This window comes from Rheinheimera sp. B2H12 (genome assembly GCF_059620065.1).
Map to the genome: position 1 here is coordinate 1,680,749 of NZ_CM184363.1, position 12,084 is coordinate 1,692,832.

The 12,084-nt window shown below is 46.8% G+C and carries 12 protein-coding genes; 10 read left to right on the forward strand and 2 right to left on the reverse strand.

Going from position 1 to position 12,084, the window contains the following annotated elements; translation table 11 throughout:
* Nucleotides 1-909, reverse strand: coding sequence for an ATP phosphoribosyltransferase (gene hisG / locus AC53GJ_RS07475; protein WP_496731971.1), 909 nt, complete (start codon nucleotides 907-909; stop codon nucleotides 1-3).
* Nucleotides 910-1,437: 528 nt separating this feature from the next.
* Between hisG and AC53GJ_RS07480 the strand changes: the two genes are divergently transcribed.
* The 10 genes from AC53GJ_RS07480 (at nucleotide 1,438) to AC53GJ_RS07525 (ending at nucleotide 10,343) form a co-directional block, all read left to right on the forward strand.
* Nucleotides 1,438-1,791, forward strand: coding sequence for a hypothetical protein (locus tag AC53GJ_RS07480; protein ID WP_496731973.1), 354 nt, complete (start codon nucleotides 1,438-1,440; stop codon nucleotides 1,789-1,791).
* Nucleotides 1,792-1,991: 200 nt separating this feature from the next.
* Nucleotides 1,992-3,926, forward strand: coding sequence for a DNA repair helicase YoaA (yoaA, locus tag AC53GJ_RS07485; protein ID WP_496731975.1), 1,935 nt, complete (start codon nucleotides 1,992-1,994; stop codon nucleotides 3,924-3,926).
* The gene (tsaB, locus tag AC53GJ_RS07490) at nucleotides 3,923-4,624 is read left to right on the forward strand and encodes a tRNA (adenosine(37)-N6)-threonylcarbamoyltransferase complex dimerization subunit type 1 TsaB (RefSeq protein WP_496731977.1); all 702 of its coding nucleotides are present in this window, start codon (nucleotides 3,923-3,925) and stop codon (nucleotides 4,622-4,624) included. The genes yoaA and tsaB overlap by 4 nt, the downstream gene beginning before the upstream one ends.
* Before the next feature lie 235 nt (nucleotides 4,625-4,859).
* Nucleotides 4,860-5,177, forward strand: a complete 318-nt coding sequence (locus AC53GJ_RS07495) for a hypothetical protein (protein ID WP_496731978.1) — start codon at nucleotides 4,860-4,862, stop codon at nucleotides 5,175-5,177.
* A gap of 150 nt (nucleotides 5,178-5,327) precedes the next feature.
* Nucleotides 5,328-6,068 (forward strand): SDR family NAD(P)-dependent oxidoreductase, encoded by a 741-nt coding sequence (locus AC53GJ_RS07500; protein ID WP_496731980.1) that lies wholly within the window; start codon nucleotides 5,328-5,330, stop codon nucleotides 6,066-6,068.
* Nucleotides 6,065-6,559, forward strand: coding sequence for a DUF2878 domain-containing protein (locus AC53GJ_RS07505; protein WP_496731981.1), 495 nt, complete (start codon nucleotides 6,065-6,067; stop codon nucleotides 6,557-6,559). The genes AC53GJ_RS07500 and AC53GJ_RS07505 overlap by 4 nt, the downstream gene beginning before the upstream one ends.
* Nucleotides 6,540-7,058, forward strand: a complete 519-nt coding sequence (locus tag AC53GJ_RS07510; RefSeq protein WP_496731982.1) for a chalcone isomerase family protein — start codon at nucleotides 6,540-6,542, stop codon at nucleotides 7,056-7,058. Before AC53GJ_RS07505 ends, AC53GJ_RS07510 begins: the two co-directional genes overlap by 20 nt.
* A gap of 748 nt (nucleotides 7,059-7,806) precedes the next feature.
* Complete coding sequence (locus AC53GJ_RS07515) at nucleotides 7,807-8,418, forward strand: hypothetical protein (RefSeq protein ID WP_496731983.1); 612 nt, start codon at nucleotides 7,807-7,809, stop codon at nucleotides 8,416-8,418.
* A gap of 129 nt (nucleotides 8,419-8,547) precedes the next feature.
* Entirely contained in the window at nucleotides 8,548-9,243 is a 696-nt protein-coding gene (locus tag AC53GJ_RS07520; protein ID WP_496731984.1) for a hypothetical protein, read from the forward strand.
* Nucleotides 9,240-10,343: a pepsin/retropepsin-like aspartic protease family protein gene (locus AC53GJ_RS07525; RefSeq protein ID WP_496731985.1), complete on the forward strand. Its 1,104-nt coding sequence runs from the start codon at nucleotides 9,240-9,242 to the stop codon at nucleotides 10,341-10,343. The genes AC53GJ_RS07520 and AC53GJ_RS07525 overlap by 4 nt, the downstream gene beginning before the upstream one ends.
* Nucleotides 10,344-10,398: 55 nt before the next feature.
* On the opposite strand, the gene AC53GJ_RS07530 is transcribed toward AC53GJ_RS07525, so the two are convergent.
* Entirely contained in the window at nucleotides 10,399-11,763 is a 1,365-nt protein-coding gene (locus tag AC53GJ_RS07530; protein WP_496731986.1) for an alkaline phosphatase, read from the reverse strand.
* Nucleotides 11,764-12,084: the final 321 nt, after the last annotated feature.

Below are 12,084 nucleotides of genomic sequence, written 5' to 3' on the forward strand. Positions count from 1 at the left end.
TTACTCCATCATTTTTTCGATCGGTAATACCAGTATAGAACTTGCACCAAGCGCTTTGAGCTGTTCCATCGTTTCCCAGAATAAAGTTTCACTGCTGACCACATGCAGTGCGACTAAATCATCATTACCAGCCAGTGGTAACAGAGTAGGGTTTTCTGCGCCAGGCAATAACGCAATCACATCAGACAGCCTGGCGCGCGGCGCATGTAACATAATGTATTTACTTTCATTGGCTTGCATCACGCCTTGAATACGTGGCATCAGCTTCTTGATCAGTTTTAATTGCGCGCTGTCGTCCAGATCACGGCGTTGAATGAGCACCGCTTTGGAGCGGTAAATCACTTCAACTTCTTTTAATCCATTAGCTTCCAGCGTGGCGCCGGTCGATACCAAATCACAGATTGCATCGGCCAGGCCAGCACGTGGCGCCACTTCGACCGAACCTTTTAAATTGACAATACGGGCATTGACGCCGTTTTGCTTTAAATAACGGTTCAGCAAACGTGGATAAGTGGTGGCGATGGTTTTGCCTTCTAAATCGCGCACGCCCTGATAATCTTCTTCTTGTGGCACCGCAATAGATAAGCGGCAACCGCCAAAGTCCAGTCTTGCCAGTACTGTGTAGTCATAACTTTCGTTATCCAACTGGCGTTGCAGCGACATTTCTTCCAGCACATTTTCGCCGATGATGCCCAAATCGCAGACACCATCCATCACCAGACCAGGGATGTCATCATCGCGCACCCGCAGCAAATCGATTGGCATGTTTTCGACATGGGCAATCAGCCGCTGCTCACGTAAATTAATTTTCAGACCGCAACTGGTCAGTAAGCCTTGTGATTCTTGTGATAATCGGCCGGACTTCTGAATGGCGATGCGTAATCTTTTACTTTCTATGGTGACGGACATGGTATAACCCTCTGATCAAAAACTAAAAAACAACAACCCCGGCGTAGTTCCGGGGTTGTTGCAAAAATTTTTATGCACCGGAGCTACTGTATTCATAGCCCCCCAGCGACTTAACCTGAATGGCTATTTCGGATGATGATGGTGATGATGAAGACTGTTGCGCTGAATCATAAAAATCTCGATAAATACGGCGTTGCTATTTGAGCGGCTTGACCACCCTGTAATTGCTATACAAGCTAACGGCTTTTTAGCCGCTTGACAAGCAGGCTGATTAAAAAAAATGCCGGAAGATTGTGGGTGGATTATGTTTAAGTTGTTGATTTTATTTATATGTTTTTATTGTTTGAATTTTTCAATTTTTTTTCGTTCGAACAATATATTCAGCAGATTAATTTAGGCTGCTTTATAAATGAGCAAGTTGTATATATTTTATTTGATGTTTTGGCCACAGATTAGCGCTCAGTAGCCGATAACTACAGCAGCAGGTCAACAGATCTGTGGGTCAGTCACATGCAGCGGGGGTGTGAAATGGACGTGTTGTATCCTTATTTAACGCGGGTCAATAGTCAGCCGACTGTCGCGGCAAAACGACTGATCTCGCCGGTATTGAAGTATCAGCGAATGCAGCCAGAACCCGATCCGGATAAACCATTTCGGGTTGGCTGGCAGCAATGGCAGCGCCAGTTGCAGCAGTTGTCACAGCAACAGCGGGTTTACTGGCGACAGGGTGGCCAGCAGCAAGGTCAACCTGAGGCAGAACCAGAGTTTAAAGATGCGAAGCCTGCCCCGGCTGAAACTGAATTACTGGCGACTGGCCATGCGGTGACCCCTGAACAAGATCAGCATACCGATGCAGAAGGACATCTGGATATTTATATCTGAAGCCATGATTTGTAAGGCAGGCAGTATCGACATAGGGTTCTGACTGGCAGAAACTGCAGCGGATATTTGCAGCAGGCCGGTCACAGCGGCATAATAACCACCCGCAACTCTGTCCCAAGGCAATGCATTGAATTTTATCCTCGGTTTTTCCCCTTTGCTGCGCCGTCAGTCCGTGAGCTGCAGCTTGCCAAGTGACCAAAATGCAGCATAAAGTCAAAGCAGCTTTTGCTGACAATGGCACTTTGGCCACACAGATCCCCGGTTTTAGAGCCCGTGACGCGCAAAAGCAAATGGCGTTGGCCGTGGCGGAAAGTATCAGTACCGGCTCGGCGCTGGTGGTTGAAGCGGGCACTGGCACCGGCAAAACTTATGCCTATTTAGTGCCGGCGCTGCTGGCCGGTAAAAAAGTGATTTTATCGACCGGGACCAAAAACCTGCAGGAACAGCTGTATTTCCGTGATTTGCCGAAGGTATTACAGGCACTGGCGTTACCGCTGCAAACGGCATTGTTAAAAGGCCGCGCCAATTATCTGTGTTTATTCCGTTTGACCCAGCATTACCAGCATGTGCCAGTGCCGGACCCGCAGCTGATCCAGGATCTGTCGCTGATTAAAAAGTGGTCTAGCGAGACCCATAGCGGCGATATCGGCGAGCTGACCTATATTGCCGAAGATTCCAAGGCGCTGCCTTATGTCACCAGTACCAGTGACAATTGTCTGGGTAAGGACTGCCCGGATTTTGAAGATTGTTATTTACTGAAAGCCCGCAAAAAAGCCATGCAAGCCGATCTGGTGGTGGTGAATCATCATTTATTTTTTGCCGATATGGCGCTCAAAGACACCGGCTTTGGCGAATTGTTACCGAATATGGATGTGGTGATTTTTGATGAAGCCCACCAGATCCCGGATATTGCCAGTGAATATTTTGGTGAATCTGTCTCGTCCAAGCTGTTGCTGGAGCTGTGTCGTGATGTCGAGATGGCCTGCAAAACTGAATTAAGGGATCATCCGCAACTGGCGAAAATAGCCGATAAGCTGGCCGCTTTAGTCAGAGACTGGCGGTTGTTATTACCTGGTGATCCGCAAAAAGGCAACTGGCGCGATTGTTATCAGCGACCCGAGATGCAAAGCGCGATGAAACGCATTTGTGATGCGCTGACCATGTTATACCAGGTCTTAAAAAGTAGTCTGGGCCGGGCTGATTTGGTCGATAGTTGTTATGAACGGGTGGCGACCGCCCGCAGCCGGCTGGATAAATTATTGGATGTGGAGCGCACAGGTGTCAGCTTCTGGTACGAAACTACGCCCAGGACCATCAGCGTGCATTACACACCACTCAGTATTGCCGATAAATTTAATGAATTGGTGTTTAATCAGCAACGCAGCTGGATTTTCACTTCAGCGACCTTGTCGGTCGACGAAGGTTTTAGTCATTTTACCGAACAAATGGGGCTGCAAAATGCCCGCACCATGTTGCTGGACAGTCCGTTTGATTATCCGCAGCAGGCGATGTTGCTGGTGCCCCGTTATATGCCGGAGCCGACCGATCCGCGGATGAATAAAGCCTTGTTGGAACTGGCGGTACAATTAATTACCGCCAATGACGGCCGCTGTTTTTTTCTGTTTACCAGCCACCGCATGTTGCAGTGGATGGCCAAGGAGTTACCGGAACGGATTAAACTGCCCATTTTGGTACAGGGCAGTACCAGTAAACGGATTTTACTGGAACAATTTGTTGAGCTTAAACACACAGTGTTGCTTGGCACCGGCAGTTTCTGGGAAGGGGTAGATGTGCGGGGTGATACCTTAAGTTGTGTCATTATTGATAAACTGCCTTTTGCCTCGCCGGATGAGCCTTTGTTGCAGGCGCGCAGTGAAGATGCTCGCATGCGCGGTAAAGATCCCTTTGCTGCCGTGCAACTGCCGCAAGCAGTGATTACGTTAAAACAAGGGGTTGGCCGCTTGATCCGTGATGTCACTGATCGTGGAGTGCTGGTGATCTGTGATAGCCGGTTGGTGACCCGACCTTATGGTGAAGTTTTTATTAAATCGCTGCCACCGATGCGCCGTAGCCGTGATGTCGGCCAGGCGATTGAGTTTTTGCAGTTTATTCACAGTAGTGGAGAGTCGAATTGAAATTATTAGCGCTGGATACCTCAACCGAAGCCTGTTCAGTGGCGTTATGGCAGGATGGACAATGTCTGAGTCTGGATGAAGTTTGTCCGCAACAACATAGTAAAAGAGTTCTACCGATGATCCAGCAACTGCTTTCAGCTGCCGGCCTTGGGTTGTCGCAACTTGATGGCATTGTGTTTGGCCGCGGGCCTGGCAGTTTTACCGGCGTCAGGATTGGCGTTGGGGTGGCACAAGGCCTGGCTTTTGGGGCTGATTTAGCTGTGTATGGCGTGTCGACGCTGGCTGCGATGGCGCAGGCCGCGCAACGGTTACATGGTGCCAACCAGGTTGTTGCCGCCATTGATGCGCGGATGGCGGAGGTTTATCTGGCCGCCTATCAGCGCGCTGCTGATTCTGGTCTGATGCAGCTGGTGGGCGAGGAAATGGCGATTAAACCACAGTTGCTGACATCGCCCATCTTTGCGCAGAGCAGCATGGCTGAGTGCTGGGCGGTAGGCACAGGTTGGCAAACATATGCAGCGCAGTTGCAACAATGGCAGAGCGCGCAACTGAGTGAGCAGATATTATATCCATCCGCCCAGGATATGCTGACCTTAGCCATACCGGCGCTGGCGGCCGGTCAATTTGTCGCCGCAGAGCTGGCTGAACCTGTTTATGTCCGGGATGAAGTGACCTGGCAAAAATTGCCGGGTCGCTAATTATGTCCAGGGGCGGACGGTACAGCCTTGCGGTCGGGAACAAGCATGGCTGCGATTTGCTTTGACTGAATAAGCGCAAAAGCGGCAAAAAATTGCCGCTTTTGCTATTTCAACCCCAGCTGTAAGCCTTGCAATACAAGGGCTGGCGCTATTTTTTGAAATCTTTTGCTGAAAGCTTGGCAAGCAAAAATCAGCCGCTATAATGCAGAAAGTTTCAGCAAAACAGTAGTTGTCGATGAACATTGCCGTCAGTCAGGATTTAGCCCGTAGCCGGGGGCTCAGCGAGGTCAGCAGTAGAACGCAGACCAAGGCTGCTGGCAATCAGCAAGCTGGCGCCACAGCCTCAGTGCCGGCTGTTGCTGCTGGCACTGGTGTGCGTAGTTCTGCGGCTGTGCTGAGTCAACTGGACGATGAACTGGCTCGGCAATCCCGCACTGCTTATGATCAACCACAGCCGCAGCAGCAAAAAGCGCTGGCGGCTTATCAACAACTGGAAATGCTGAGCAAACGCGAACAAATTCAGCAAACCTTTGGTGTTGATTTGTTTGCCTGAGTGCTGACACCCCTGCGATTCCCGCATCAGGCCAACTATCTTAACGTAAAATTATCCTGCGATACTAATCCATGCCGGTACTCACCGCGTATCCAACTGCATCAAGAATTGCTCTGCAGCTATGCGCTGCCTGATGGGTGTGTCACTTCTATGCAAAAATCATGTTTAATCACCGGCGCCAGCTCTGGTCTAGGCCGGGCTCTTGCGCTGCAATATGCCGCCGAGGGTTGGCAAGTGTTGGCTGTGGCCCGTTCTGTCGATAAGTTAGCCGAACTTGCCGCCTTGTCGCCATTGATCCGCACGTTCGCACTGGATCTGACCGACACGACAGCAGTGGCGGCCAGCAGTGAGCAGATCCGTCAGTTGTTACCAGGTCTGGATTTACTGCTGCTCAATGCCGGTAGCTGTGAATATGTCGATGTCCATGATTTAGCATTACCAGCCTTTGAACGCACTTTTGCCATTAATGTGCATGCAGTGGTGGCCTGCGTGAAATACTGGCTGCCGCTGCTGTCCGTATCGAAACAGCCGCAACTGGCGATCGTCAGTAGTCTGGCCTGGTTATTTCCATTTACTAAATCTGAGGCTTATGGCGCCAGTAAAGCGGCCATCAGTTATTTTACTGACAGTTTGCGGCTGGATTTAACCGGCAGTGGTATTCAGGTCAGTTTGATCGAACCTGGTTTTGTTGATACCCCACTGACGCAAAAAAATGATTTTGCCATGCCCTTTTTATTACCGGCTGATGTGGCCGCAGCCAGAGTCAGTCGGGCTATTGCCGCCGGTAAACTCAGGTATCGTTTTCCTACCAGATTGGCACTGACTTTACAGTTACTGAATTGTTTACCTTATGGCTTACGACAAAAAGTAGCGACAGGATTAAAACAATGAATCTGCTTTGGTTACTCGGTTTTAAATTATGCTGGCTGGCATTGATTGTCTGGCAACAAGCGGTGTTACTACCGGTGTTGTTATTGTGGCTGGCAGCCTTAGGCTTGCTGAAAATGCCAGCCCGGCTGGCGGTTATCGCGGTGATGCTGGCTGGCATTGCACTAGACTTTGCTTTAGTACAACTCGGGGTTTTTAGTTTTGCCAATTCTGCTGGTGTTCCGATCTGGATGATGCTGCTTTGGGGCTGTTTTGGCTGTGTCGCGGTGCAGGTATTCTCCCGCTGGTTTCAGCCCTGGTATCTGGCGGTGCTGGCAGGTGCTGTCAGTGGGCCTATGGCCTATTGGGCTGGTGCCAGTTTGGGCGGGCAACTGAGTTATCATGATTTGACCGAACTATGTGTGGTTTTGGCGCCAATATGGGCGCTCCTGATGCTGGCCATCTCGCATTTTCGTTATTTATGGAGTGATTCCGATGAAACAAAACTGGTGTAAACCGCTGTTGGCATTGTTGCTGGTCATCTGGTTGCAGCCTGGCTACAGCACTGAGCTACCGCAATTACAAAAAGTGGGAAGTGGTCAATATAACTACTGGATATGGCATTTATACGATGCTGAACTTTACAGCAGCAATGGTCGTTTTGCCGATTATCAGCAAAGTACGCCGTTGCAATTGACGCTGACCTATGCCCGCAATATCAGCAAAACTGAGTTTATCGAGGCAACCCTCGACCAGTGGAAAATATTGCAGCCTAAAGAAAGCGCTGCGCAACGGCGCTGGGCGGCAGAGCTGGAATTATTATGGCGTGATGTAAAAAAAGGCGATCAACTGACAGCCTTATTACAACCTGATGGCATTATCCGTTTTTACTTTAATAATGAATTGCTTGGTAGCACTACAGATGCAGCGATGGGGCCGGCTTTTTTTGATATCTGGTTATCAGAATCCACCACTGCACCTGAGCTGAGGCGCAAATTGCTGGCGGAGTCTTAAAATTATTCAGTGTGCTCACTGCAGTGTTCTATGGTTTTAGCACCCTTCACCAGAGTAGTTTCATCTACACTACTGTTTAAGATCAAAAACGAAAATTGCTAGATTAGATAAAATCGAAATAGCATTTTTCGTCTGATACATTCCCCAACTTTGCTTCTCTGCCACATGCTTCAGTAGCCTGCGTTGCTAACCAGAGTTTTTAATGGTGTTGTATAGCAGAATACCTGCTGCAACCGGCCATCAAATCCTTACGGATAAAATATCTGACTATTGCTCAAGTTATTGTTATTTGCAAACTTCCTGCCTGACCCAAGGCTGTGCGTAAAAAGGTTGCTGTTGCCTGGCAATTCCGTGCATGGCTGGGCTGCGGCGCTTTGCAAAACTGGGCAACAACATATTTGACACTGTAAGCAGTAAACTCCTCAGCTGCAATACCTGCAGGTAAGCTATTTGAAGGCACAACGATTGAACAGGGCCATTGTGCTTGTGATCAAACACATTGCGATGCCAATACCTTATTTGCTGTACCCCTTAACCCTAGACGATGTAAATGAACAGCTATGAGCAACAACTTGGCAACTTGCCTAGCCTCTGGTAGTAATTGTTATCGTAAGGTGTATGTTTTGTAATATTTTGTGATTTTTTTTGATAAGTTTGGTTTGTGGTTTGTATGTTCCAATTTTGGTGGATGCGGCTGGGTTTTTGAACCGCATTGTCGTTGGAAAATTAAACTAAGGAAGCAATAATAATGGATCGATTTAAACGTTTATTGACCGTGTGCTCAATATTGTCGGTATGCATTGCGCAGGCAGGGTGTCAAGGCACAGGCAATACTAAAATAAGCGGCACATTTGGTGTGTCTTGTGAAGAATCCCAGACGTGTAAAATAAAAGCTGAGGTCAGTATTGACACAACTTTGAAACTTGATGATGCAGGCAATGCAGTAAAAGAGTTGTATGCGTATGTCGGCGATGAAATGGCAGAGCTTGATTTTAGTCAGTTCGCCATTAACTTTAATGTTAATAACGCCTTTGTAAAAAATAAACCGGGCGATATTGTGATCGTACTGAAATCCTTTGGTAACGAAATTGGCAGGAAGAATTTTGCATATCATATTGATGCAACAAATGATGCTAAATTAACCGACCCGATAGCGGTTAAGAACTGGATGTTGTCTTATGGTAATGCCGATGAATTTGAAATGGTGATGGCCGATACCCAAGTGCAATTGGGTGGTGGCCAGCGCTCGCTGACAGCATCGATGGAGTATGGCGCAAGCACATATGGCAGCTCCACCCACCATTTTAGCGCTGGTAGTGGTGCTGAGACTCCTGAGCTGCCCCCTCAGACTGATCTGTAAAATGTAACTGTGAAATGCAAGCTAAGGCATTGGCTGTGTATTGTCGTCAATATCTTATTTTTGCACAAAAATCCGGCAGGTTTATATGCGCTGTTATGTAAATATTTTTTTTATGCTGTTATTTTGTGTATGTTCAGTGATAGTGTTGCCGCTGATTCCGAGGCGTCCTATTCATATAATTTTGATGGTTCGGGTAATAAAACTATTCGCAGTGTGAACGCAGGAAAAGAACAGCAAGCTTTGCGTTGGTGTCAGAAGAAATCATTTGCCAATTATGTCATCGGTGCCGATTGTGACATAGCAGAAAATACAGCAGCAGCCTATACAACATTGTTTGTCGAAACCTTTGAAAAGCTAAAGAAGATAACTGCAACTTCACTACTGAGTGAGTATTATCAGTTGTCAGAGCGAAATTTTTGTTTTTATTTTGTCAAACAAGGAAAGTCATTTGACTATAATGTTAGCGTTAATCCATGTCTGGCATTTTATTTTCATGTGCCAGACACATTTGATAAAAAAAGCAAAAATAATATTTTAGGGATGCTGCAAAAGATTACGCATGAAAACTTCCATGCGCTTACTATACCAGAGATTCACCAGAATAAATTTAGCTCGCTACTGGTCAATGAATATGCGACTAGCTTACTTCAGCTGGATACTGTCCGAATTGTGATCAAAATTAGTGGACTTGCTGACTTTACGCAGTCCAAATTTGATCTTACTGAAAAGTTATTATCCTCTAAAAATTTACCACGCTATTGTGCAGACATCTCTGCACTTAAAAAAAGAATAAAAATATTGAGTCATCCGGTTTTAATAGTGTGATGGGTGGAGCTTTCGCAGTTGCATTTTTGAAAAAACTACCCGTAGATCCAACTTTCCATTCTTTTTATATTGCCAGCGAAATTGAGCAGTTAGCCAGCGCGAAAGTAACAGATCAGCAATTGTTACACCGGCTGGGGTTATGCGAAAACAGTCTGCTCAGTTATCATCAACCATTATCAAACCTGTTGTTGCCTGCAAAGATAACATCGGAAGAGCTTGGCTTTGATATTGAGCAGCTCTATGCCAGAAATTATAACGCCGCAGATATAAAGAAATTCTGTGTTCAATCAATCAATCAAAGCCGTTGTCAGCAGTTATTTGCTGCGAACGCGAACTTAACGTCGGATCAGTCTATCAAAGCGAGAGAAACAATCAGTTTTACACCTGTGGCGATCAGTACTGAACTGGGCAAGGATTATCGTTATCGCGAGCATAGTACTGGTTATGTGTATGATACTGCTGCCAGTTCGAATGTATTTTCGGCCCATAACTTTGACTGTGCAACAACCGAGAGTAAATGGGTCAAGCGGTTAAACGGCAGTGATACGCTGTTGAAAATGTGTGCTGAAAACACAGATAATGGAACTATCTGGTTGAGCCAATCGCAGCAGGACAATGTATTGTCACTGCGGACTATGTTGAAGAAGTATCCTTCGATTGAATTTATCCGGACAAAAATACAGCCCAAACAAGCAACGGTACAAAATTTTGTCAATTACATGTATGTCGATGGAATGATTAATTTTTCTTTGCAAAACGCTGATATTCGATATTGTTTGGATACCGACAGTCAGTTTTCTTATCTTACAAAAAGGTATCAGCAGCGTTTTTTTCATGATCAGTGGCTGACACCACATAGTATTACAAAAGAAATGACTGTTGAAAATGTAAAGCATAATTTCATTGATGTTGAAATTGGTGGACTAAAACATCGTGTGAAACCAAATGTGATTGCCGGTAATTTCAGTTGTGACATCATCCTTGGCGCCGATTTTGCTGATATATTTACTTCTGTCATTGTATCCCGGCATCAGCTGCAATTAGTCAGCTTGAGCAGTTCAGCATTATCAGCGCAGTTAATACCGTCAGCAGCACAATAACTGTCATGGTGAAGAGCTGATTGCTAACAGCAGTTAGCAATCAGCTCGTTTGGTGTTACTTTGTCTGCTCAACATAGCCGATGAGCTTAGCAGCGATATCGGTATTATCCTGAAAGCCAGCAAAATCAGCACGTTGCTTGCCCCAAGCTAAGACAGGCACATCAATCGCAGTATGAGCACCACTGGTCCAGCCGGTTCTGCTGTGGTGATTAATATGTTGTTTGATCACTGCAGCCAGCGGATCCAATACTTTTGCTTCTTGTTCCAGTTGATCCAACAGCGGTTTGTCAGCAATGGCAGCAAAAGCCGATGCCACTTGTTCTCTTGCACTTTGCAGGGCTTTGAGTTCATCCTGATTTAATTTCAGTGCAGTTTTGGCCAGCCAAACCTGCTCCAGCTCAGTTGGTTTAGCGGTTGCCAGCGCTTTTGCTATCACCACTGCAGTATTTTTTACTTGTTTTAACAGGCTATGGTTCCAGGCGTAATCGCCCTCGGCACCCAACGACAGACCGCCGGTTTCATGATCAGCCGTAATGACTAAAATAGTGTCCGGGTGGCTGTCCACATAAGCTTTCGCCACTTTAATAGCGTTGGCAAAATCATCCATCTCTGCCATAGCGCAAGCGATGTCGTTGGCATGACCACACCAGTCAATCTGGCTGCCTTCAATCATCATGACAAAACCTTCCGGCTGCGGACTCAGCAACTGCAGCGCTTTTTCTGTCATGGTCGCCAGTGGCCGCGGTTGCGGATTATCCAGTGCGCTTGGAAAACCGACCTGCGCCAGCAAAGCCATGGCCGGTAATTTTTGTAGTTTGGTGAAGTCCTGCCAGTTATCGGCATAACTAAAACCTGCTTGTTTGAATTCCTGCACCAGGTTGCGATCTGGCCGGATAAAATACTGGGTACCGCCACCAAACATCAGATCAGCGACAAATTTATTGCTGACTTTGTTATCCACATAATCGTCGGCAATTTCGTTGTAGTTTTTCCGGCTTTTGTTATGGGCCATAAAACTGGCAGGCGTGGCGTGGTTAATTTGCGATGTGGATAAAATGGCGGTTTTTTTGCCTTTGGCTTTGGCAATTTCTAATAAAGTGGTCAAGGGCTGATGCTGATGATTGACCGAAATAGCGCCGTTATAACTTTTGTTCCTGGTGGCAAGTGCGGTAGCGCCCGCAGCTGAATCTGTCACTATGGTATCGTCATCCGGGTAAGTGGTGGCAACACCGACCCACAGCTGATCATAAATAGTCGATTCCACTTTTTTAGTGGCTGGATTGTCCTGATAATAACGATAGGCCGCCAGATATGCCGGTCCCATACCATCACCGATCATATAAATGATATTTTTCGGTGCGGCTTGTACGACTGGCGGCAGCATTGCTGCAAAAAGGGCAGAAAATAGATATTTTTTCATAAGTTAGCTTCACTTGCTGCGGGGTTGATATCAGGATTATGTCAGATTTAGCTTCATCACTGGCAAATTGTAAGGACTTGCGGCAAAAAGTACAGCTGATGACGTTCATCCGGTGCTTAATTGCGACAGTTTTGTCCGTAAAGCGCTGCAGCTTATGGCGGTTAGGTGACAGTTTGATGTTTTTTCTCAATTGCTTAGCTACACCCTTGCAGCTTTACGTGCAGTGGCTTATTGTAAATTCCAGTTGGCAAATTTTGTTGTCCCAGCTTGGAACTTTATCATAACGCGCCGACTCCAAAGCCAAGCTGGCAAGTTAAAGTG

Coding starts and splice junctions, on each gene's coding strand:
- AC53GJ_RS07520 (WP_496731984.1), top strand. CDS start 8,548: ATGTTCAGTGATAGTGTTGCCGCTGATTCCGAGGCGTCCTATTCATAT.
- AC53GJ_RS07480 (WP_496731973.1), top strand. CDS start 1,438: ATGGACGTGTTGTATCCTTATTTAACGCGGGTCAATAGTCAGCCGACT.
- AC53GJ_RS07530 (WP_496731986.1), bottom strand. CDS start 11,763: ATGAAAAAATATCTATTTTCTGCCCTTTTTGCAGCAATGCTGCCGCCA.
- yoaA (WP_496731975.1), top strand. CDS start 1,992: ATGCAGCATAAAGTCAAAGCAGCTTTTGCTGACAATGGCACTTTGGCC.
- AC53GJ_RS07510 (WP_496731982.1), top strand. CDS start 6,540: ATGAAACAAAACTGGTGTAAACCGCTGTTGGCATTGTTGCTGGTCATC.
- AC53GJ_RS07515 (WP_496731983.1), top strand. CDS start 7,807: ATGGATCGATTTAAACGTTTATTGACCGTGTGCTCAATATTGTCGGTA.
- AC53GJ_RS07495 (WP_496731978.1), top strand. CDS start 4,860: ATGAACATTGCCGTCAGTCAGGATTTAGCCCGTAGCCGGGGGCTCAGC.
- hisG (WP_496731971.1), bottom strand. CDS start 909: ATGTCCGTCACCATAGAAAGTAAAAGATTACGCATCGCCATTCAGAAG.
- AC53GJ_RS07500 (WP_496731980.1), top strand. CDS start 5,328: ATGCAAAAATCATGTTTAATCACCGGCGCCAGCTCTGGTCTAGGCCGG.
- AC53GJ_RS07505 (WP_496731981.1), top strand. CDS start 6,065: ATGAATCTGCTTTGGTTACTCGGTTTTAAATTATGCTGGCTGGCATTG.